This is a genomic window from Myxococcus sp. CA056 (assembly GCF_013336715.1).
Classification (GTDB): domain Bacteria; phylum Myxococcota; class Myxococcia; order Myxococcales; family Myxococcaceae; genus Myxococcus; species Myxococcus llanfairpwllgwyngyllgogerychwyrndrobwllllantysiliogogogochensis.
Map to the genome: position 1 here is coordinate 297,520 of NZ_JABUMT010000008.1, position 21,396 is coordinate 318,915.

Here is a 21,396-nt window from a genome sequence, read left to right on the forward strand (position 1 = left end):
TCACTCCTTCGCGGCCTGGGGCCGGCGCAGCCAGAGAGACAGCGAGTAAAGCACGAGCGCCACCACGGTGATGCCGTAGCAGGCCCAGACATAGCCCCAGCCGCCCTGGATGCGGCCACTGCCCACCTGGCCCGCGGCCTGGGCGAGGACTCCCAGCGTCGTCAAAGTCGTCATGTTCAGGCCACCTTCGGGGTGTCGTGGACGGAGGCCGCGCCGCCCGTGCCAGGCAGGGCTTCCGGGAGGGCCACTTCCGCCCGGCGCTCGGCCAGGGCGATGCGATAGCGGTGCATCAGCATGGCGATGGTCAGCAGCAACAGCCCGATGGCCGACACTCGCAGGCACAGCACCATCTGCGGATCCACCGTCTTGGGGCTCGACTGCACCTGATGCAGGCTGCGCCACCAACGCACGGAGAACCAGACGATGGGAAGGTTGATGGCGCCCAGGATCGCCACCACCGCGCTCCACGTCGCGCGCTTGTCCGGGTCCTCCACGAAGCGCCGCAGGACGAGGTAGCCGGTGTAGGTCACCAGCATGATGGCCTCCGACGTCAGGCGCGGATCCCACGACCAGTAGACGCCCCAGGTCGGACGGCCCCAGATGGCCCCCGTCACCATGCCCAGCGCGCCGAGCACGAGGCCGACCTCCGCCGCCGCCTCCGCCGTCGAGTCCAGCTTCCAACTGGCGTTGGAGCGCACCAGGTACGCCACCGCCGCCACGAAGTTCAGGAACATGGCCAGCATGGCCATCCACTGGAGTGGCACGTGCACGTACATGATGCGCTGCACGTCCCCCATCTCCCGGTCTGGCGGTGCCCACGCCAGCCCCAGCCACCATCCGGCGGCCAGCACGCCCAGCCCCACCACCGGCAGGCCCCACTTGATGAGCTTGTTCATCCGTCAGTCCTCGATGATGCGCGGGAACAGCACGAAGCCTACGCCCCAGTAAATGAGATTGAACCCCAGCAAAAGCCCCAGCCATGAGCCCAACTGATTCATGGGGTCTCCCTGAAGCACGAGCGAGGTCGCCTTGGCCAGGGACAGCAGGGCAGGGATGACCAGCGGGAACAATAGCAGAGGCAGGAGCACATCCCGCGCCCGGGCATTGCTGGAAATCGCGGCGTACACGGTACCCGGCGCGCTGAGGGCCAGGCTGCCCAGAAGGAGGACTGTTCCCAGGTCCACGAAGCCGGTGACGACCTTGACCCCGTAGAGGGCCACCATGACGGGGAGCAGCACGACGCCCAGGGCGATCAGCAGGAGCGCGTTGCCCAGGGCCTTGGACAGGTAGATGGCGCGCGCGTCCGCGGGGGCCAGTCGGATGCCGTCCAGGCAGGCGTTCTCGGATTCGACGCGGAAGGACTCGCCCATGGCCAGCACGCTGGCGAAGAGGATGGCGAGCCAGAAGTAGCCGCCCGCGTTCTTCTCCAAGAGGCGCGTGTCCGGCCCCAGCGCGAAGGAGAACATCAGGAGGGTGGCCAGCGCGAAGAAGACGATGGCGTTGAGGCGCGCGCGGGTGCGCCACTCGATGAGCAGGTCCTTGCGCAGGAGCGCCAGCGTGGCGCCGATGAGGCCGATGGGCCTGGGGCGGGGCGTGCTCATGCGGCCACCGCCCGGCCGTCCTGCAGGTGCAGGCGCTCCTCGCACAACGTCATGCCCTGCTCGACCAGGTGCGTGGCCAGCACCACCGTGACGCCGCCCGCCTTGAGCTCCGCGATGATGGCCTCCATGTCGCGGATGCCGGAAGGGTCCAGCTCACCGAAGGGCTCGTCCAAGAGCGCGATGCTCGGGGCCTTGAGCAGGAGCCGGGCGATGGCCAGGCGCTTGCGCATCCCCGCGCTGAAGCCGCGCACGGGATTGTCCGAGCGCTTCTCCAGGCCCACGCGCGACAAGAGCGCACTGGCGCCATCCTTGGGCGAGGGGTGACCCAGCAGGCGCGCCAGCACGGTGAGGTTCTGGTGCGCGGTGAGGTCCTCGTAGAGGAAGCTCGCGTGGGACAGGAGCGCCACGTCGCGCCGCACCGAATCCCGGTCCGTCACGGCGTCGCGACCCAGCACCTCCACGCGTCCTGCCGTGGGGCTCAGCGCGGTGGCCAGCATGCGCAAGAGGGTCGTCTTGCCGGAGCCGTTGTGGCCGGTGAGCAGCAGCGAGCGCCCGCTGGGCAGCGCGTACGTCAGACGCGCGAGCGCCCAGCGACGCCCGTAGCGCTTGCTGACGTCGTGCAACGCGAGCGCGGGGGCGGAGGTGGATGGCATCGGGAAGCCGGTTCGTAGCCGGAATCGCAACTGTCATCCAGTGAAACCCGGGCGGCAGGCCGGGCAGGGACGGAGCGGGCCTGAAGACAGGAAAGTTTTTCCAATGGGTGGGGCCTCGTGTGCCCGCGGGAGCCGTCGATTTTCCACCGCGCGTCGTGTCCACCGGTGACCACGCGTCCCGTCCCGCCGGGCTCCCCCCGCGAAGAGGTGGTTTCGCCCAGGATTCGGGTGTGGCATCCCGCCTGCAATAACCCCCCGCGCGAGTTGGGGAGTTCCGTTGGGGAACGTGGGCCAGAGGAAGCTTTTCCGCGGAGGGGCGTGATGGCGACAGCGAGGGTCTTGCGGAGGGCGGTCAAGGCGGCGGCCGCTGGCGTGCTGCACTACAGTGGGATGCGCAGGGCGATGGCGGCATATCGGAGGGTGCAGTCGGGCGGCCGGCGCATCCTCATCGTGAGCTATCACCGCGTGGTGAGCGACTTCACGGGGGAGCTGCAGCGCTCCATCCCCGGGTTGCTCATCAGCCAGGAGACGTTCCGACGCCACCTCGAGGAGGCCTCGGCGGCCGGCTTCGAGCTGACGTCGATTGGTGACGCGGTGGATGTGATGTCGGGCCGGAGGGTGGCGAAGAAGGACTTGTGCGTCATCACCTTCGACGATGGCTACCGGGACGTGTACCGGTACGCGTACCCCATCCTGAAGCAGATGGGGATTCCGGCCATCACCTACCTGCCGACGGCGTTCATCGGCACGAAGCGGCGGTTCAATCATGACCGCCTGTTCCACCTGCTGCGCCGGGCGCAGGAGCGGCACTACCACCCGGTGTACGCCGCGCTGCCGGAGGCGTCGATGGAGCTGCTCGGCCCCATCCTCTCCGGACAGAAGACGGTGTCGGCCGCGCTCGACGACTTCATCGGCGAGCACCCCACGCGGGTGCTGACGTCCATCATCGATGCGCTGGAGCAGCAGCTGGGGGGCGGGCAGGACCTCGTGCCGGAGCAGGGCGACATCATGAACTGGGACGAGGTGCGCCGCATGGCGCGCGACGGCTTCGAGTTCGGCGCTCACACGCTGGGGCACACGGTGCTGACGCTGGAGCCGCAGGAGGTGGTGGAGCAGGAGATCCTCGAGTCCAAGCGGACGATTGAAGCCGAGGTGGGCATCCAGGTGCGCGACTTCGCGTACTGCAACGGGTGGTACTCGGATGAGGTCATCCGCGTGCTGGCGTCGCACGGCTTCCGCTCGGGTGTCACGACGGAGGACCTGCCCAACCGGATTGGCGGAGATCCATTCACCCTCAAGCGCAAGGTGCTGTGGGAGAACTTCAGCCTGGGCATGCTGGGGGACTACTCGTCGCCGCTCACCGGCTGCCAGCTGGATGATTGCTTCGGGTTGCTCGGCATGAGCCACCCGGTGCCTGGCAGGAGGACCCACTCGTTCCGGGAGACCCTGCTGGGCAACGTGTTGCTGAAGCCGACGGGGGCTTCCTTGAAGGAGGCTCCGTGAGCGGAGGTGGCTCGTCGGCCGCGTCTGGGAATTCATTCCTCGGACGCGCCGGCCCCCTGGTGTTGGCCCGGCTGTTCACCGCCGGGTTGACGCTGTCCATTCCACTCGTCCTCGCCCGGGTGCTGCACCTGGACGAGTACGGTACTTATTACCAGCTCTTCCTCATCGCCACGACGCTGTATTACGTGCTGCCTTTTGGCGTGGTGCAGAGCCTTTATTACTTCCTTCCGCGCACCAGCGAGAAGCGGCCCTATCTGGGACAGACGCTGCTGTTCATGTCCGGTGCGGGCCTGCTGGGCGCGGTGCTCGTCTATGTCTTGCTGGGCCCGGTGGCGGCGTGGTTCTCCAATCCGGCGTTGCTGGAGTACCGGGGGGCGCTCGCGGCCTATACCGCGTTCCTCCTGGGCAGCTTCCCGCTGGAGGTGTCGCTCACGGCGCAGGGACGCACGCGCGCGTCGGCTTGCGTGTATCTGATTTCAGACGCGGTGCGCGCGGCGGTGATGGTGGTGCCGCCCCTGCTGGGCGCGTCGCTGCACGGGATGATGGTGGCGGTGGCCGTCTTCGCGGCGCTGCGGTTCGTGGCGACGTGGGTCGTCTCGCTCAGGGGTTCCACGGGGCCGCTGGCCAGCGCGTCGCTGTTTCGCGCGCAGCTGGCCTACTCGGCGCCCTTTGGCGCGGCCATGTTGTTGGCCATTCCGCAACAGAACGCGCACCTGTACGCGGTGGCGGGCGCGGTGGCGCCGGCGCTCTACGCGCTGTACAGGGTGGGGTGTTTCCAGCTTCCGGTGGTGGACCTGCTCTACACGCCCACCAGCGAGGTGCTGATGGTGCGCTTGGGGGAGCTGGAGCGCGAGGGCCGCCTGGAAGAGGGCGTGGATGCGTTCCGCGACGCGGCCGGTCGGCTGGCGTATGTCTTTCTTCCGTTCGCGGCGTTCCTCTTCGCGGCGGCGCCGGAGTTCATTGGCGCGCTGTTCGGCGAGACGTTCCTGCCCGCAGTGCCTGTCTTCCGCGTCAGCGTGCTGGGGGTGGTGCTCTCCATCCTCCCCATGGATGGGACGCTGCGGGCGCGGGGGCTGACCCGGGCCATCTTCGTCTCTTACGCGGTGAAGGCGGCGGTGACGGTGCCGCTGGTCATCCTCGGGGTGAAGCACCTGGGGTTGATGGGAGGCATTGGCTCATGGGCGGTGGCGGAGGTGGTGGGCAAGGCGATGCTGCTCGTCCGGGTTCCGGCGGCGCTGTCCACTCCCCGACGCCAGCTCCAACTGGTGGACATCATTCCCTGGCAGGCTCTGGGGCGCTCCGCGCTCGCGGCGGGCGCGGCGGGCGTGGCTGTCTTCCTGTTGAGGGCGGGCGCGCAGGGCGCGTGGATGCAGCTGCCGACGGGCTTCTTCTGGCGGGTGTTGCCGCTGGCGGTGGCCGGGGTGCTGTTCTGCGTGGGCTACGTGGGGGTGCTGTACGCCGCGGGTGTGCGGCCGCTCACGGTGCTCGCGGGGTTGAGGCCTCGTAGGACGGCTTGAGGAAATCAGGGTGGCGCTTGAGGGCCTACTTCCCACTTGGGGGGCCGGTACCTAGGTTCCACCCCGTCGCGCGGTTGGGTCAGGGAGGCGTGGATGGGTGTCGATGCGATGATGTTGTACCGGGTGGCTCGCGGCCTGCGGCTGAAAGGGGTTCCCTTGCTCCCGGCCTTGCTGCGAAAGGCCATCTACTACCTTCACAGCTCCTACGTTCCGGACGAGGCCGACATCGGCGAGGGGACGCAGCTGGGGTACGGCGGAATCGGCGTCGTCATCCACAAGGCGGCGAAGATTGGGCGGCACTGCCTCATCTCCCAGCAGGTGACGATTGGCGGGCGCTCGGGGCTCGAGGGTGCGCCCGTCATCGGTGACTACGTGCGGGTCGGCGCGGGCGCCAAGATTCTCGGCAACATCCAGATTGGCGACTTCGCCGTCATCGGGGCCAATGCCGTGGTGCTCAAGGACGTGGCGCCAGGCACTGTCGTGGCGGGCATTCCTGCGCGGATCATCCGGCAGGACCCTGATCCACTCACCACATATCAGCGGGAGATGGGGTTGTTGCCCCGACGCTCGCCCCTGTCGGCGGTGCCTCCGTCGGCGTCCGTTCCTCGATAGGGCTCCACATGCGTGTGCTCCTGGTTGGCGACCATCCTCCGCCTTTCGGCGGCGTGGCGATTCACGTTCAACAACTTCACCGCTTCCTGCGCAGCCGTGAGGTCGAAGCGAAGGTGCTGGACATCGGGAAGGGCGGCCGGCCGGTTCCGGACGTACTCCCGATGCGAGGCCCCGCGCACTTCGCCCTCAGGCTGACCGGGTTTCTCGCCTCGGGGTGGACGGTTCATGTCCACACCAGCGGGAACAACCCCAAGGCCTGGCTGCTCGCGGCGGCGGTGGGCAGTCCGCCGGGGGCACGCGCCCCCCGCTTCATCACCCTGCACTCGGGGCTGTTGCCCGACTACCTCGCGGCGGCGCCCTCTCGGCGGGCCTTCGCGCGGGTGGCGCTCGCGGGCTACTCACGCATCATCGCGGTGTCCGCGGCGGTGCGCGACGCGCTCGTGTCGTGTGGCATTCCGGAAGAGAAGCTCCTCGTCCACCCGGCCTTCTGTGCCTCGCAGGTTCAGGCGGGGGCCGTGCCCGTGCGAGTCGAGGCCGCGCGCGCGCGTCGCCGCCCATTGCTGGTGATGGCGCACCATCCGTCGCCGGTCTACGGGCGCAAGCTCGCGTTTCGCGCCTTGCGGCTGCTGACGGAGTCCCACCGGGGCGTGGGCCTGGCGTTGTTCGGTCCTGGCACCGACTCCGAGGACTTCCTCCGCGACGCGCGCGAGCTGGGCGTGGCGGGGCCGCTGGAGCCGTTGGGGGAGCTGGAGCATCCGGCGGCGCTGGGGCTCATCGCCCGGAGCGACGTCTTCCTGCGACCCACCACGCATGACGGTGACTCCATCTCCGTGCGAGAGGCGCTGGCGCTGGGCGTGCCCTGCGTGGCCAGCGACGTGTGTGAGCGGCCCGAGGGGACGCGGCTCTTCCGCGCGGGGGACGCGACGTCGCTTGCCGCGACGGTCCGCGAGGCGGTGGAGGCGGGGCCCCTGCGAGTGGCCTCTCCCGATGTGGGGCCGGTGTTGCTCGACATGTACGAGGCGCTGTCACCCCGGCCTTCGCCGGTCAGACCGGTGCCCGTGACGTGGTGAGCTTCGTTTCATTTTCCACTCGCGGGGAGACCGCGAGGATGTTCGACACAGGAGAGAAGAGAGATGCGGCGCAGTGATGACTTGGATATGTCGCGCCGGGCCCTCCGGGGGCGCGATCTGGTGGTGTTCTCCAACGACTGGGATGGGGACCCGCTGTCGAAGGTCCACATCATGCGGATCCTCTCCCGGGACAACCGCATCCTCTGGGTGAACAGCATTGGCAACCGCGCGCCGAAGGCGAACGCGCACGACGTGAAGCGCATCTTCAGCAAGCTGGAGCGCTTCACGCAGGGCCTGCGCGAGGTGGAGCCCAACCTCCATGTCCTGTCGCCGCTGGCGATTCCGTTCTACGGCAATGAGCTGGTGCGGGGCGCCAATCGCGAGCTGCTGCGGCTCCAGGTGCGCCGGGCGATGAAGCAGCTGGGCTTCCAGCGGCCCATCTCCTGGAGCTTCCTGCCCGCGTCCGCGCCCGTGTCGGGCACGCTGGGCGAGGAGTTCGTCGTCTACCACTGCGTGGACGAGTTCTCCGCCTTCAGCGACACCAACGGCCGTCACATCGCGGAGCTCGAGGACCGGCTGCTGCGCCGCGCGGATATCTGCATCACCTCCGCGGAGCGGCTCCGGGACAACAAGTCCCGCGTCAACCCGCGCACGGTGCTGGTGCGGCACGGCACGGACTTCCGTCACTTCGTGAAGGCGTGCGACGCCACCACGCGCATCCCCGAGGACATCGCGCGCCTGCCCAAGCCCATCATCGGCTTCTTCGGGCTGGTGGCGGACTGGGTGGACCAGGAAGCCATCATCGCGACGGCGCGGGCGCACCCGAAGGGCTCGGTGGTCATCATCGGCAAGACGACGCCGGACTGTGACGACTCGAAGCTGCGGGCCGAGCCCAACATCCACATGCTCGGCCGCAAATCGTACGCGGACCTGCCGGGCTACAGCCGGGCCTTCGACGTGGCGCTGATGCCGTTCAAGATCAGCGAGCTCACGCTGAACGCCAACCCGCTCAAGGTGCGCGAGTACCTGGCCTCCGGCCTGCCGGTGGTGTCCACGGACCTGCCGGAGGTCCGCAAGGTGGGGCTGTGCAAGATCGCCACCTCGACGGAGGACTTCGTGAAGAAGGTGGGCGAGTGCCTCGCGGACGGCCCAGGGCCCAATCGCGAGCGCGCCGAGAAGATCTTCAACGAGAGCTGGGATGCGCGAGTGGAGGAGATTCGCCACCACGTGGGCTCGGCGATGGTGGCGGCCGGCAAGACACTCTGAATCGCGGCACCACGTCCATGCGGCGGTGAGGGGCTCTTCGGGGCCGTCACCGCCGCGCGTGTGTGAGGTGGCTCACGCGCGGATGAGGGACTGTCGTCCCGTCACGGTGCGCTCCAGGTGCGCATAGAGACGGGCCACGCGCGCGTAGTCCGAGGGCCGGATGGTGGGCTGCGTGAGCAGACGGGTGAGCTCCGCCTTCGCCTCCAGGTAGTGAGAGGCGGGGATGCCGCCATTCTCCTCGAGCAGTCGCGCGGCTTCCGCGTCCTCCAGGGCAGGGGAGATGCCCAGGCGTTCCTGCAACCGCTGACGGAGCGCCTTGTCGAGTTCTGGAAGCAGGTCCTTCTCCACCTTCGAGCGGCGCATGAGCCAGCCCATGCTGCGCACGTACTCCAGGGCGGAGCGGTGTTTCTCCACGAGCACGGGCCTGGGGGCGCCAAAGCGCGTGCCACGGGAAAGAACGTACACACCTCCCACGGCCAGCACCTGCGCGACGAAGACCCAGATGCCACGCGACAGGGGTGGCGGGGGCGCGAGCTGGTGGTGGTACTCGTCGATGACGAGCGGCCCGCGCGCGGCGAGCGCGTTCCACAGGCGCGCGTTGTCCAGCAGCTCCAGGCGGCGATTCTCCAGCACGTCCGCGCCAGCGAGGACGTAGACCTCACCCTTGCCGAGCGCGCGTCGCCACACGGCCACCGCGCCACCGAGTCCAGCGAGCGGCACCGCGTCCGGGTGGTCCATGCGCAGCCCCCGGTCCTGTGACATGCGAAGGGCCGTCAGCCCCCGGAACGGGCCCGCGCCCAGCCACACGTCCACCGTGGTGCCGCCCGCATCCGCCAGGTCCGTGGACAGGCCTCGCTCACTCGCGGGCAGGAGCGGCCCCTCGTCGAGCCGCAGCCACGTCTCCAGCGCGGCCTGGTGCATGCCGAGCTCGCGCGTCGACAGGTACACCAGCGTGCCGCCTTCCTGGACGAAGCCCTCCACTGCGCGCACTTCCTCCTCGGACACGGGGCGGCCCGTGGGCGCCGCCAGCACCAGGGTGCGTGTCCCGGAGGCGAGCGACTCCAGCGAGGTGAGCTGGGTGCTCACGGCGCGTCCCTCCTCGCGCAGGAACAGGAAGAGCGCGCGTGCGCCTTGAGGTCCCGGGTTCTCCACGGAGGCAATGGGTGAGTCGGGGGCCTCCCGGCTCGTGGAGAGGCCCATCGCCAGCGCGAGCGCGATGAGCAGGCCGAAGACCGCCACGGTCCGCGCGTTCTTCATGAGGCACGCTCCCGCGTCCCGGTAGGTCGGTCCTTTTTACCGGGAGGACTCGCGAGGCTCATGCCGCGACCTCCGTGCCCAGCGTCCCGTGCAGTCGCTCCACCGACTCGACGAACCGCGTGGCTTCTGCTTCCGGCACGGGTGTCAGCGAGTAGAAGGCGGCGTCGTACCAGGTCACCAGTCGTTCGACCTCCCGGGTGATGGAGGCGGGGGCTCCTCGAGCGGGAAGCTCCGCCGCCAGTTCGCGGTTGGTCTTCACCCGGTCCGGACGGGCCAGCCGTCGCTCTTCCAACGAGGACAGCATGGCCAGCAAGGCCTCGCGAATCGCCTCGCGCGAGTCCTCGGCCAACGCCGAGCGGGCCCGCTTCAGGTGCTCCGGTGGAGCGTCCAGCACCAGCGGCGCGCCGGGCTCGGCGGCTCCCGGGCGCACGACGTTCCGGCGCAGGCGCAGCGAGCGCAACTTCAGTGCGCCCCACAACACCATCGCTATCGCGAAGCCCAGCATTACCGCGCGCGTCGCCACCGCGAAGCCCTGGGCCTCGCGTGATTCGAACAGGCCCTCCAGCCACGCCTCCAGCTTGCGCAGCAGTTGCTTCACGACGTCGCCGTGGCGCTGTCGGGCCCGGGAGAACTCGGGTCGGTCGAGCACGGCCTTGAGTCGCTCGCGCTCCTCTCCAGAGAGGTCCGTGAGGGCCTCCTCCGACGTGGCCGCGTGCTTCTCCAGCGCACAGGCCTGCTCCAGGAAGTCCGCCACCTGTCGGGCCCGCTCGGGCGCGGTGGCGTCCTCGTCCGCGGGGGGCAGGGGCATGCCGCCCATGCGCCGTCCCAGCTCCTCCACGGCCGAGGAGACCTCCGCGGGGCGGGACCTGGCGGTCTCTTCGAGGGCGCGCGCGGTGGCCTCGCGGTCGTCACACGGCAGCGAGGCCAGCAGCAGCAGCAGGGGCAGGCTTGGCACGAAGGAACTCGCGAGCGGGTGGCGTCAGGCGGCGAGGGGCGGCGACGGCTCGGTGCCCAGTCGCTGCTCCAGGTCCAGGGCTTCCCGGCGCACGCGCAGGTCCAGGTAGAAGAACGAGCAGACGACGAAGTTGACGGGGGAGAAGAAGGACTGCGCCGCCACCTGGAGGATCTCCACGGGCACCAGGAGGAGTTGCGGCGTGCGCGCCATGGTCTCCGCCGAGAAGGGGTTCCCATAGGGCAGCATCACCAGCCACGCGGGGATGCCGAAGAGCAGGTGCACCGAGAAGAGGATGAGGCTCACCACGGTGAAGAGAATCATCCCGCGCACCATCACCCGTCCCAGGAAGCCCGGCTCCACGCGCCCGGACAGCATCGCTCCCGAGCGCGTGAAGGCGCCCCAGGCTCCCAGGTCTTCCATGGCGAGCACGGGAGGCAGCAGCAGGAAGCGCAGGAAGTACCAGAGGATTGCGCCGAGCATGCCCAGGGCCAGCAGCAGTCCGCCCGCCACCAGCAGCACGATGCCCAGCACCTGGGAGTCCATCGCCGTGGCGATACCACCGGCCACCATCAGCACGGTTCCGGGGATGCTCGCGACCAGCGTCACCAGGGTCGACCACCCCACCGACAACAGGAAGGCGCCCGTCACCGCGCCCACCTTGGACAGGCCCCGGCGAAGGCCGTCCGCGGGGCTCACGGGCGTGCCCAACTGCGCGGACAGCACGTAGCGGGCGGTCGCCACCGTGGTCAGCCAGTAGCTCCAGATGAGGAACATGAACAGGCCAGACCAGAGCACCAGCGACAGACTCGCCTGCCCGAGCATCTCGAAGGGCGCCTCCTTGGTGACGGCGTCCTTGTCCGTCACATAGAGCATGGGCGTCAGCCAGCGCGTCAGCTGGAGCGTGGCCTTGGTCGCGATGAAGCCGACCAGCGAGTAGCCGAGGTTCAACACGAAGAGGGGCTTGAGGTGGCCGCGCCAGAAGGTCACGGCACGGTCAATCAACTCCCCCAGGGCCAGGGGGCGCAGCTCGGAGACGGAGGAGGGCGAAGTCACGGGACGCGCAGCATAGCCCGGGGCGCGCACGCGGCCAGCAGTGCTCGCGCCGCCTGGGCCGGGTCCTCCGCTTCCAGCACGGAGGAGATGACGGCGAAGCCCGCCGCGCCGGTGAGCCTGCTCGCCCTCTCCGCGGTGATTCCTCCGAGCGCCAACGCGGGACAGGGAAGGCCCGCCGTGAGCGCGAGGAAACCCTCGGGGCCGAGCGTCGTCCGGGTGTCCCCGGGCTTGGAGCCGGGGGAGAACACGGGGCTCACCAGGGCCAGGTCCGCGCCGCGCGCCGCGCGAGCCTCGCGCTCGTCATGGACGGCCAGGCTGATGAGCCGGCCTGGGGGCAGGTGAGGGCGGACGTCCTTGGGTGTGGGGCCGTCCGAGGGCAGATGCAGGTGCGCGTCCACGAGCAGGGCCACGTCCAGCCGGCCATTGACGAACAGGGGATTGCCTCGTGTCCGGCAGAGCGCGGCGAGGACCCGGGCGTCCTCGAGGAAGCGACGACCGGAGGACTCGGGATGGCGGTGCTGGACCGCGACGTCAGGGCCCGCCTCGAGCGCGCGGCTCAGCGCGCCCAGGAGCCGCTCGCGCGGCAGACGCCAGTCGGTGATGACGACGAGCCGGGGGAGGGAGGGCGCCACCGGGAGCGTCATGGGTGGGCGTGCCTACTGGACGATTCCGTCGAGCGGGCTGGACGCGGAGCCGTAGGCCTTCCGGGGGATGCGGCCGGCGAGGTACGCGTCCCGGCCCGCTTCCACGGCCTTCTTCATGGCGACGGCCATGCGCACCGGGTCCTGGGCGCCGGCGATGGCGGTGTTCATCAGCACGGCGTCCACGCCCAGCTCCATGGCGATGGCCGCGTCGGACGCGGTGCCGACGCCAGCGTCGACGATGACGGGCACCTTCACCGTCTCCAGGATGAGGCGCAGGTTGTGCGGGTTGCGGATGCCCAGGCCGCTGCCGATGGGGGCGCCCAGCGGCATCACCGCCGCGCAGCCCGCGTCCTCCAGCTTGCGCGCGGTGATGGGGTCGTCGCTGGTGTAGGGCAGCACGGTGAAGCCCTCCTTCACCAGGATGCGGGCCGCCTTCACCGTCTCCTCGACGTCCGGGTAGAGCGTCTTCTCGTCGCCGAGGACCTCCAGCTTGACCCACTTGCTCATGCCCAGCTCCTCGGCGAGCCGGCAGGTTCGCACCGCGTCCTCGGCCGTGTAGCAGAGGGCCGTGTTGGGCAGGAGGCGCAGCCGCTCGCGGTCGATCCACCGCATGAGCGAGGCCTCGCCCGTGGCCTTCAGGTCCAGCCGGCGCACGGCGACGGTGACCATCTCCGTGCCGGAGGACTCGTGGCAACGCTTCATCACGTCGTGGCTGGGGTACTTCCCCGTTCCGAGGATGAGGCGGGAGGCGAACGTCACTCCCGCGATGGTGAAGGGCTTGTCCTGGATGCTCATGGCCATCTCCTCGCTACCCGCCGCCGACAAAGGTGACGATCTCCACGCGGTCCCCGGGCTGGAGGTGGTGCTCGGGGTGGCGGGCGCGGCGCACCACCTCGGCGTTCACCTCCACGGCCACGCCCGGACCGCCGACTCGCAGTGATTCCAGCAGCGCCGAGAGGGTGGTGGCCTCCGGCACCTCGCGTGTTTCTCCGTTGACCCAGACCTGCACGGCGTCACGGCTCCTTGCGATGGGGACCCGGGGACGCACTACAGGGGGGCATACCGTGCTGTCAACGCACACTCCGGCAGTACGTTCGCCACCGTCACCGCTATACTCGACGTCATGCTCATGGCTCCCAGCAGGCTTCTCTCCATCGCGCTCGTCGTCGCGCTCGGGCTGCCCCTCACCGCGCTCGCGGACGAGCCCGTTGCCACGCTGGACGCCCCGGTGCGCGCGCCCACGCCGGTGCTCCACGGCCACCGGTATGCCTTCGTCGCCGGAGGCGTGCTCGCGCTGGGGGGATTGGGGCTGGGCTTCTTCGCGCAGGGCGAGGCGAAGCGCGCGCAGGGGCTCTCGTCGGCCCGGGATGCACGGGAGACGCTGGACCGGGCCCGCTCGGCCTCCACCGCGGCGAACGTGATGTACGCCGCCGCGGGCGCCGCGGTGCTGTACGGTCTGGTGCTGGAGTTGCTGCCCGACGAGGCCGCCGACGCGGCGAGCCTCACCTACCACTTCTGAACGAGCCCCCCGTGGCCCTCCGCTCTCCTGTCCCCCTCCTGGCCTGCGGCGCCGTGCTCGCCGTCGTGGCCTGCTCCCTCAACGTCGACGACCTCGCCGGCAAGGCCTGCACGGACAACTCCGAGTGCCCCACGGCCTATGCCTGTACGGCCCTGGGCGCCGACGGCCAGCGCACGTGCGAGGTCATCTACCCGCCGCACTACACGGAGGCCGACGGTGGCGCGGACGCGGGGCCGGTGCCCACGTACTGCGAGGACGTCGAGCCCATCCTCGCCGCCACCTGCGTCAGCACCTGCCATGGCGCGGACACCAGCGGAAGCAGTCAGACGTCGTTCCGGCTGGACTACTACGAGCCGACCGGCAACGGCGTGCCCGGCGCGAGGGCCAAGGCGCTGCGCATCCGGGTGCGCGCGTCGGACCTGAAGGACATGCCTCCCACGGGCAGCCCGCAACCCACCACGGAAGAGCGCGCGTTGATTGCGCGCTGGGTCGCGGGGGGCGCGCCTCTCTGCGACACCACGGGCACCAACGACGCCGGGCCCTGAAGTCCCCGCCGTACCTCCTCGCTTTCAGGTTCCAGGTTCCAGGTTTCAGGTTCCATGACGAGCCCCATCATGAAGAAACTCCTCGCGAGCGCGGCCGGCGTGGTCGCGTTCACCGTGGCCTGCACCATCGACGTGGCGGACTTCACCGGCAAGACGTGCGAGACGGCCAGCGACTGTCCCGACACGCACGTCTGCGTCGCGGTGCGACAGGGACAGGGCCGCACGTGTGAAGTGCTCGGCCTGCCTGGTATTCCCGACGCGGGGGAGGTCGACGCGGGGCCGGTGCCCACCTACTGCGACGACGTGCAGCCCATCCTCGCCGCCAGTTGCGTGAGCACGTGCCACGGCGCGGACACCAGCGGAAGCAACCAGACCTCGTTCCGGCTGGACTACTACGCGCCTCCGGATGGCGGTGGCGCGGACGGCGGAGGACTTCCGGGGGCTTTCGCGAAGGCCGCGCGAATTCGCGCCCGCACGTCCGTGTTCCAGGACATGCCGCCTTCGCCCACCACCGTCACGCTGCCCACCGCCGAGCAGCGGGCCATCGTCGCCCGGTGGGTGGAGGGTGGAGCGCCCTTCTGCGACGCGGGCACGGGTGAGCCGGATGGCGGAGCCGCCGACGGTGGCCGCGCGGATGGCGGAGTCGACGCGGGGCCGTGAACGGTGTGATTGCGCGTGAGGGAATGAAGGGTGCCTGCCTGGGCACCTTCGTTCCTCGCACGCGGTCGTGACGGGGATTGTTCCCACGGAGAGCGGCCGGGCGACCGGGGCCTCCGTGCGCGGATCGACGCCCCTGTGTCTTCCAAACGCGCCGCGCAACCCCTGTGCAAGTGCGAGAGGAGCGCTCACTTTCTGCCCAACACCGGGAGACATGCTCTCCCGACAGCCTACCGAAAGGGGCAGGACGATATGCGCAAGCTCATGTTGGCGGTCGGTGCGATTGCGGCTCTGGCGATGGTTTCCGGTTGCAGCAAGCGGGACAACGTCGCTGAACAGCGCCAGGACGTCGCGGAGGCGCAGACGGAGGCTCGCCAGGAGACGGCGGAGATCCGTCAGGACGAACAGAAGGACATCGCGGACACGCAGCGCAACGCGCAGGAAGACATCGCGGAGACGCAGCGCGAGGCGAACCAGGACATCGCCAGCGCGCAGAAGGACGTCCGCGACGAGCAGGGTGACCTGGCCGAGGCGCAGCGGGACTTGAATGAGGACGTGGCCACGGGTGGCTCCGGCGCGGCGGGGGCCACCATGGCCGCGACCAGCGTCCAGGGCCGCGTGCTCTCCACGAGCGGTGACTCGCTCACCGTGGTGGACACCACCAACAACCGGCAGCTCAAGCTGAAGACGAACGACCAGAGCCGCATCCTCCAGAACAACCGCGCAGTGAAGGTGAAGGACATCAAGGAGGGTGACCAGGTCCGCGCCTCGTACGTGCTGGACGGCAAGGACATGGTGGTCCGCGAGCTGAGCGTCACCCAGGCCGTGACGCCGACGAACCAGTAACGCAGCGCAAGCGGGCGGTCCGCCTCCTCGCGGATGGCCCCGGGACGGCTCCCACTCCGGTGGGGGCCGTTCCCTTTTTTCCCTGAATCCATTCCGAGGGGTTGGAAGGGTGTGTCGGACCTGGGTGGTAGGAGGGACGCGTGGGGTTTCCTCACGCCTTCCCAACCCTGGGGAGGACCTTCATACCCGGGAGCAGTCATTCGAAATGGGCACCCACCACCCTGCACAACCCCCTGCCAGACCCTTCATCCTCTTCACCGCCGGGGCCACGGCCTACGAACTCATCCGGTACCTGGGCGCGCGCGGCTCGGGAGAACTGCTCATCGCGCGCAGGCACTACCTGGACACGCCGGGAGACCTGGTGCTCATCAAACGCTTGCAGGACGCGGGAGACGAGCTGGGGCGCGCGCGGCTTCGCGAGGAAGTCAAACTGCTGATGCGCTTGTCCCATCCGGCCATCGCCCAGGTATTCCTGGTGCGGGTGCATGACGGGCTGCCCCACCTCGTCATGGAGTACGTGGAGGGGCACAGCCTGGAGACGCTGGTCAGCTTCGCGGCGCTGCGGCGCCGGCCGCTCTCGGAAGCCTTCGCCGCCTACGTGGGCGCGGAGATCGCGGACGCGCTCCACCACGCGCACACGCTGGAGGATGATCACGGCCGGCCGCTGGGGCTCGTCCACCGCGACGTGAGTCCCCGGACGCTGCGCCTGGACGTGCGGGGCCACGTGAAGCTGGCGGACTTCGCCCTGGCGTGGGCCCGGCTGCCGGGGCGCGTGGCCACCGAGGCCCACCTCGTCCGGGGAGACCTGGCCTATGCGTCGCCGGAGGCACTGCTGCGCCGGCCGCTGGACGGGCGCTCCGACCTGTTCTCCCTGGGCGTGGTGCTGCTGGAACTGCTCACCGGGTTGCACCTGCTGGACCTGGAGGCCGTGGAGCGCGCGGCGCTTGCGTCCGGCCCGCTTCCGGACGCGGAGCTGCTCCAGGCGGAGAACCCCAGCTGGCTTTCCGCGCCCATGATGGCGGCCCGCATGGCGTGCTTCGCGCCGGAGCACGTCGAACACGCCACGCGCACCCTGTCCTCGCCGCTGCGAGCCATCCTCGCGCGGCTCTTGCGCCGCGAGCCGGAGGAGCGCTTCCAGACGGCACTGGAGCTGCGGGACTCGCTGCGCGCGGTGCTGGGCGGACGGGGCTACGCGTATGGGCCCTCGGAGGCCGCGCGCGAGGCGACCCAGGTCCGTCAGGATGCCCGTTCCCGGAGGCGCACGGCGGATGTGTTGTCCTCGGATGAGGCGCTGCCCACGGCGTCGGGGCGCGGCGGCGCCTCCATGGCCGGGACGTGAGCGGGGCGGGCGCGGTGTTCAGGGGATGCACGCGGTGGGATGGGTGCTTGTCTGGCGCGCGCGGACAGGCAGACTGATGCGCCTATGGGCGACGTGAACGAACTCCACCAGCGCTGGTGCATCGCGGACGGACACGCGGACTCCCTCATGTGGAACCGGGACTTGTGCACGCGCTCGGACGAGGGGCACGTGGACTTTCCCCGGCTGCGGGAGGCGGGGGTGAAGCTCCAGTGCTTCACCATCGTCACCCGGGGCTTTCCCTTCATCGGGGGCTTCCCGGTGTTCGCCGCGTGGCGCGGCTGGCCCCGGGAAGCACGCGCGAGCGAGTGGACGCGGGCCTTGTGGCAGATAGAGCGCATGGAGGAGTTCTGCCGTCGCTCCGAGGACGCGGCGCGAATCACCACCACGCCCGCGATTCTGGAGGACAACCTCGCCCGGGGGCGGCTGTCCGCGGTGCTGGGGGTGGAGGGTGGGCATGCGATTGAAGGCAAGGTGGAGCGGCTGGCGGAGCTGCACCGCCGGGGCGTGCGCTTCATGGGGCTCACCCACCTGTCCAACAATGACCTGGGGGGCTCTTCCTTCCCGATGATGGGCAACCGGGGGCTCACCTCCCTGGGGCAGGAGGTGATGGAGGAGATGGCGCGGCTGGGGCTGAGCGTGGACGTGGCTCACGCCTCGGAGCGCACGCTGGAGAACCTCTTCACCCACCCTTCGGTCCGGTTCTTCTGCTCACACACGGGCGTGCGGGCGGCGGGGGGAGGGTGGCGCAACCTGAGTGACGCCTCCTTGCGCTTCATCGCGGACCGGGGGGGCGTGGTGGGAATCATCTTCGCCCCCGTCTATCTGGGAGGCGACGCGGTGGATGACGTGGTCCGCCATATCGAACACGCGGTGGACGTCATGGGCGAGGAAGGCGTGGGCCTGGGTTCGGATTACGACGGAATGGTGCCGCTGCCACGGGGGATGAAGGACGTCACCGACTTGCACCTGCTCACCACGGCACTGCTGCGCCGACATCCGGAGTCCTGGGTGGAACGAGTGATGGGAGGAAATTTCCGGCGTTTCTTCCAGACGACACTGGGTGGTTGACCGGCGGCGGTACGCTCGAAATATTGGTCGCAAGCTCATGAACCGCTCTCTCTTCGTCCTAGTGTCCGTCGTTGGTTCCCTCCTCCTTGCCGGCTGCGGTGGCGCCAGCGCGGGAGATGATTGTGACGAGGCGGGCAGCTTCGTCTGTCAGGAGAACGTCCTGGCGCTGGAATGCCGCACCGGGACGTGGCGGGAAGTTCCCTGCCGGGGTCCGCTCGGCTGCCGCGAGTCCGACGAGGCCGTGCGGTGCGACACCTCTGGCAACGTCGCGGGGGACGCGTGCTCCTCCAGCTCCGAGGGCCGGGGGCTGTGCCGACGGGATGGCAAGGCCGTGCTGGAGTGCCGCCAGGGAGTGTTGGTGGAGACGGCGACGTGCGCCACCTGTGAGGTGGACAACTCCGAGGTGACTTGCCAGCCGTGAGCCGTTGAAGGCGAGCGTCAGGAGTCTTCACTGAGGGACGTGTGGTAGCTTCGGAGCGCCGCTCGCGGGACTCCGATGCGACTTCCGATTCAAGCCTTTGGAGCCTGACACGCTGGTCGTTTCACTTCTCCCCGAGCGGCGCTCCTCTCTCCCATCTGGAGGCAGTGCGCGCGATGGCCCTGGCCGCCGAAGTCCGCATCGAACAGGTCGCTCGCGAGGACCTGGTGATGTTCGTCAACGCGTGTTTCTCCTGCACGGGCCAGCGGGAGTTCTACGGTGACGCGCGCGGGCAGTCGGTCTCCATCGAGTTCCTGCACCAGTACATCCTCGGCAACTACCGGCGCCTCTATCGGCGCACGCTCGCCGCGGGCATCAACCACTTCAATCAGGCGCAGATCATCCTCAACCTGCTCGCCGTCGGCAGTCCGGCGGACGCGGCGGAGCGGCGGGAGGAGGGCGCGCTCATCGCCGCCGCCCTGCGGAGCCTGCCGTCGCAGCGGGCCTACCGGGTGCTGGAGTCCCTGCGCTCGCGGCACATCAACAACCGCAGGACGCGCGCCATCGTCCGTGAGTACCTGTCGGGGCGCTCCAGCCTGCCGTTCGACGCGGTGAAGTACCGCGCCAAGTTGCGCGCGGCGGTGGTGCATGGCCACCTGAAGTTGGACGGCGAGCTGGGGCCGTTCCTCTTCCATGGATGGAAGAAGCGCGTCTACACCCAGCCGTTGCTGGAGACGTTCCGCAAGGCCCACTTCGCCCAGGAGGCGCTCTATGAGCTGCCCTACACGGTGGCGGAGGGCCTGGCCCAGAAGCACGGTGTCCCCCGCGACGTGTTCCTCCAGCGAATCGAGCCCCGGCTCACCCAGGCGGAGCGGCTGCGCCTCCAGGAGTCCGCCGCGCGCGAAGGGGGCGGGGAGCCGCCGGTGGACCTGTCTCGCGCGCCGCTGACGAAGCTTGCGCTCTATGCCCTGTCGATGACGGACGCGGTCCGCGAGGCGCGCCGGGACGAGCTGCACACGGCGCTGGAGCGCGCCTCCGCGCGGGTGCTGGCGCGGGCACCGGCCTCCCTGGGCCGGGTGGCGGCGGTGCTGGACAACAGCTACTCCTCGTCGGGTTCCTTGCAGAAGCGTCGGCGTCCGCTGGGGGTGGCCCTGGCGGCGCACTACCTGCTGTCCGCCTCCGCGCGCGAGTACCGGGCCTTCTGGACCTGTCCCGTGGAGGAGCCGTTGCGCGTCACCGCACGCGGGCAGACGGACCTCGCCACGCCGCTGTTGGATGCACTGGCCTGGGGCGCGGAGCTGGTGGTCATCGTCTCCGACGGCTACGACAATGACCCGCCCAAGGCCGTGGCCGAGCTGACGCGGGTGTTCCGGGAGCGGTTGGACCCGGGGCGGCGCACGGCCCTGGTCCACGTCAATCCCGTCTTCGACGCGGAGGAGTATTCGCCGCGCTCGTTCGGTGGAGCCGTCGCCACGGTGGGCGTGCGGGACGCGGAGGACGTGCCCACGGTGCTGGGCTTCGCGCGCTTCGCGGAGGGCACCGCGTCGCTGGCGGAGCTGGAGCGTTATCTCTCCGCGCGGGTGGCGTCCTGGCTGGAGCGGGATGCTCGCCGGAACGCGAGCGTGGAGGTGGGCGTGGCACCGGGCGCGCCCGTGAGCGTGGAGGAGGGCGAGGCATGAGCGACGCGCGACTCATTCAGCGGCTGGAGCCCAAGGGCCTGAGGCTGGCGCCGTCGCAAGTCTTCGGACGCATCCGGCTGGTGCCGGTGCTGCGGGACGAGGTGAGGGGAGACCTGCGCTTCGCGCGCAGGGACTACTCGGACGCGGTCTCCGTGGTGTCGCTGGAGGGCCCGCTGACGGGGCGCGGGCTCAAGTACGTTTCCTACATTCCCCACGGCATGGTGGTGAGCTGGACGCACCGGCAGACGGACGCCGTCTTCGGCACGCGCCTGCAGTCGCCCGAGGGCAAGCGCGTGAAGGTGGGTCCGGTCCCCGTGCGGCTGCTGCATCGGATGGTGCACCGGGAAGACCGCAACCAGTTGCGCATGCTGCCCCTGCACCTGGCGATGGAGGGCTTCCTGGCCCTGCACTTCGGCGGGCCGGATATCGCCTGGGCGGAGTACTCGCGAGCGGCCCTGTCCCACGGGTTGAGTCCGCGAGTAGAGGGCGTAGTGCCCGGGTGGGCGAGCACCGCGCTGGATGGCGCGCTGCGCACGTTCGAGGTCCACGAGAATCAGGTGGGCATGCTGCTGTTCAACGCGGATGAGCTGCTCTCCGCGTTCATCGTCGCGCACCCGGATGACTACCGCCTCCTGCACCGGACGTTGCTCGAGGACTTCTACGGGGACCTGCTGCTGCAGTACGGCTATCTCATGGAAGCTCCGGAGCTGGGGCTGTCCCTGGACGCGAAGCGGGTGTCCAGCGTGGAGGACCTGCGCGCGGAGGTGGCGCGCATGCGCGCGGACTGGGCGGCCTTCCATGGCTTCATGGCCGGCGGGCTGTTCGGCGTGGAGGTGACGTCCCGGAAGGTCTACGAGGCCGGGCCGTTCCTGCTCCAGCACTTCCACACGAGCCTGCTTCCCTCGGAGGAGAACCACCTGGGCGAGGCGATTGTGAGCCCCGACGGAACGCTGGAGTACCTCAAGACCTACCGGCTCTCGGCGGCGCAGACGCGGCGGGCGTACCTGCTGCAACGGCTCGCCACCTCGGGATGGAATCTGGACGACGCCGCGGAGGAGTTCGGCTCCACCCGACAGGACCTGGTCCTCCGGCTCCACAACGCGGGCTTCGGTTATCTGCTCAAGGACCACGTCCTGGAGGAAGCCCGGCGCTCGAAGGCGCGGGGCTCCTGAG

Annotated in this window: 24 protein-coding genes; 14 read left to right on the forward strand and 10 right to left on the reverse strand. The window is 69.6% G+C overall.

All coding sequences use genetic code 11. The annotated features are described in order from the left end of the window. Genes HUA76_RS29085 through ccmA form a run of 4 tightly spaced genes read right to left on the reverse strand, consistent with a single transcriptional unit; the run spans window position 1 to window position 2,254 of the window. Complete coding sequence (locus tag HUA76_RS29085; RefSeq protein ID WP_141643301.1) at window positions 1-174, reverse strand: heme exporter protein CcmD; 174 nt, start codon at window positions 172-174, stop codon at window positions 1-3. 2 nt (window positions 175-176) lie between these two features. Further along, window positions 177-896 carry a cytochrome c biogenesis protein CcsA gene (gene ccsA, locus HUA76_RS29090; RefSeq protein ID WP_174462673.1) on the reverse strand — a complete coding sequence of 240 codons (720 nt, stop codon included), beginning with the start codon at window positions 894-896 and terminating at the stop codon, window positions 177-179. Window positions 897-899: 3 nt separating this feature from the next. Beyond that, window positions 900-1,601, reverse strand: coding sequence for a heme exporter protein CcmB (locus tag HUA76_RS29095; RefSeq protein ID WP_174462674.1), 702 nt, complete (start codon window positions 1,599-1,601; stop codon window positions 900-902). Next, on the reverse strand, window positions 1,598-2,254 hold the full coding sequence (gene ccmA / locus HUA76_RS29100; RefSeq protein ID WP_141643298.1) for a heme ABC exporter ATP-binding protein CcmA: 657 nt from the start codon (window positions 2,252-2,254) through the stop codon (window positions 1,598-1,600). Before ccmA ends, HUA76_RS29095 begins: the two co-directional genes overlap by 4 nt. A 402-nt stretch (window positions 2,255-2,656) precedes the next feature. On the opposite strand from ccmA, the gene exoL reads away from it, so the two are divergent. From exoL to exoP, 5 genes are all read left to right on the forward strand, one after another. Then, window positions 2,657-3,757: a spore coat polysaccharide deacetylase ExoL gene (gene exoL / locus HUA76_RS29105; protein ID WP_306440883.1), complete on the forward strand. Its 1,101-nt coding sequence runs from the start codon at window positions 2,657-2,659 to the stop codon at window positions 3,755-3,757. Then, window positions 3,754-5,274 carry a spore coat polysaccharide flippase ExoM gene (gene exoM / locus HUA76_RS29110; RefSeq protein WP_174458654.1) on the forward strand — a complete coding sequence of 507 codons (1,521 nt, stop codon included), beginning with the start codon at window positions 3,754-3,756 and terminating at the stop codon, window positions 5,272-5,274. Before exoL ends, exoM begins: the two co-directional genes overlap by 4 nt. 93 nt (window positions 5,275-5,367) lie before the next feature. After that, window positions 5,368-5,886, forward strand: coding sequence for a serine O-acetyltransferase (locus tag HUA76_RS29115; RefSeq protein ID WP_174458655.1), 519 nt, complete (start codon window positions 5,368-5,370; stop codon window positions 5,884-5,886). A gap of 8 nt (window positions 5,887-5,894) precedes the next feature. Continuing rightward, the gene (locus HUA76_RS29120) at window positions 5,895-6,956 is read left to right on the forward strand and encodes a glycosyltransferase family 4 protein (protein ID WP_174462675.1); all 1,062 of its coding nucleotides are present in this window, start codon (window positions 5,895-5,897) and stop codon (window positions 6,954-6,956) included. 63 nt (window positions 6,957-7,019) lie between these two features. Further along, complete coding sequence (exoP, locus tag HUA76_RS29125; protein WP_174462676.1) at window positions 7,020-8,222, forward strand: spore coat polysaccharide biosynthesis glycosyltransferase ExoP; 1,203 nt, start codon at window positions 7,020-7,022, stop codon at window positions 8,220-8,222. A gap of 72 nt (window positions 8,223-8,294) precedes the next feature. Here exoP and HUA76_RS29130 read toward each other — a convergent pair whose 3' ends face one another. From HUA76_RS29130 to thiS, 6 genes are read right to left on the reverse strand one after another with little or no spacing between them, the layout of a single operon-like run. Beyond that, window positions 8,295-9,479, reverse strand: coding sequence for a DUF4350 domain-containing protein (locus tag HUA76_RS29130; protein WP_141643292.1), 1,185 nt, complete (start codon window positions 9,477-9,479; stop codon window positions 8,295-8,297). A 58-nt stretch (window positions 9,480-9,537) separates the two neighbouring features. Continuing rightward, window positions 9,538-10,434: a DUF4129 domain-containing protein gene (locus tag HUA76_RS29135; protein WP_174458659.1), complete on the reverse strand. Its 897-nt coding sequence runs from the start codon at window positions 10,432-10,434 to the stop codon at window positions 9,538-9,540. A gap of 24 nt (window positions 10,435-10,458) precedes the next feature. Next, entirely contained in the window at window positions 10,459-11,487 is a 1,029-nt protein-coding gene (locus HUA76_RS29140; RefSeq protein ID WP_141643290.1) for a hypothetical protein, read from the reverse strand. After that, window positions 11,484-12,131, reverse strand: coding sequence for a thiamine phosphate synthase (locus tag HUA76_RS29145; protein ID WP_174462677.1), 648 nt, complete (start codon window positions 12,129-12,131; stop codon window positions 11,484-11,486). The genes HUA76_RS29140 and HUA76_RS29145 overlap by 4 nt, the downstream gene beginning before the upstream one ends. Window positions 12,132-12,143: 12 nt before the next feature. Next, a complete protein-coding gene (locus HUA76_RS29150) occupies window positions 12,144-12,932 on the reverse strand; it encodes a thiazole synthase (protein ID WP_371745779.1) in 789 nt (262 codons plus the stop codon). 7 nt (window positions 12,933-12,939) lie between these two features. Then, window positions 12,940-13,140 (reverse strand): sulfur carrier protein ThiS, encoded by a 201-nt coding sequence (thiS, locus tag HUA76_RS45690; RefSeq protein ID WP_141643287.1) that lies wholly within the window; start codon window positions 13,138-13,140, stop codon window positions 12,940-12,942. Window positions 13,141-13,254: 114 nt separating this feature from the next. Here thiS and HUA76_RS29160 point away from each other — a divergent pair, with 114 nt between their 5' ends. The 9 genes from HUA76_RS29160 to HUA76_RS29200 all read left to right on the forward strand — a co-directional run bounded on the left by HUA76_RS29160 (window position 13,255) and on the right by HUA76_RS29200 (window position 21,395). After that, window positions 13,255-13,650, forward strand: coding sequence for a hypothetical protein (locus HUA76_RS29160; RefSeq protein ID WP_174462678.1), 396 nt, complete (start codon window positions 13,255-13,257; stop codon window positions 13,648-13,650). An 11-nt stretch (window positions 13,651-13,661) separates the two neighbouring features. Further along, the gene (locus HUA76_RS29165; protein ID WP_174462679.1) at window positions 13,662-14,195 is read left to right on the forward strand and encodes a hypothetical protein; all 534 of its coding nucleotides are present in this window, start codon (window positions 13,662-13,664) and stop codon (window positions 14,193-14,195) included. Between the two features lie 69 nt (window positions 14,196-14,264). Continuing rightward, entirely contained in the window at window positions 14,265-14,855 is a 591-nt protein-coding gene (locus tag HUA76_RS29170; protein WP_141643284.1) for a hypothetical protein, read from the forward strand. A gap of 249 nt (window positions 14,856-15,104) precedes the next feature. Next, window positions 15,105-15,698, forward strand: coding sequence for a hypothetical protein (locus HUA76_RS29175; protein ID WP_174462680.1), 594 nt, complete (start codon window positions 15,105-15,107; stop codon window positions 15,696-15,698). 205 nt (window positions 15,699-15,903) lie between these two features. Beyond that, complete coding sequence (locus tag HUA76_RS29180) at window positions 15,904-17,037, forward strand: serine/threonine-protein kinase (RefSeq protein ID WP_174462681.1); 1,134 nt, start codon at window positions 15,904-15,906, stop codon at window positions 17,035-17,037. A gap of 84 nt (window positions 17,038-17,121) precedes the next feature. Further along, window positions 17,122-18,126, forward strand: a complete 1,005-nt coding sequence (locus HUA76_RS29185; protein WP_141643281.1) for a dipeptidase — start codon at window positions 17,122-17,124, stop codon at window positions 18,124-18,126. 37 nt (window positions 18,127-18,163) lie between these two features. Then, entirely contained in the window at window positions 18,164-18,547 is a 384-nt protein-coding gene (locus tag HUA76_RS29190) for a hypothetical protein (RefSeq protein ID WP_174458666.1), read from the forward strand. Between the two features lie 173 nt (window positions 18,548-18,720). Beyond that, window positions 18,721-20,223, forward strand: a complete 1,503-nt coding sequence (locus tag HUA76_RS29195) for a hypothetical protein (protein ID WP_254614550.1) — start codon at window positions 18,721-18,723, stop codon at window positions 20,221-20,223. Next, a complete protein-coding gene (locus tag HUA76_RS29200) occupies window positions 20,220-21,395 on the forward strand; it encodes a hypothetical protein (RefSeq protein ID WP_174458667.1) in 1,176 nt (391 codons plus the stop codon). Before HUA76_RS29195 ends, HUA76_RS29200 begins: the two co-directional genes overlap by 4 nt. Window position 21,396: the final 1 nt, after the last annotated feature.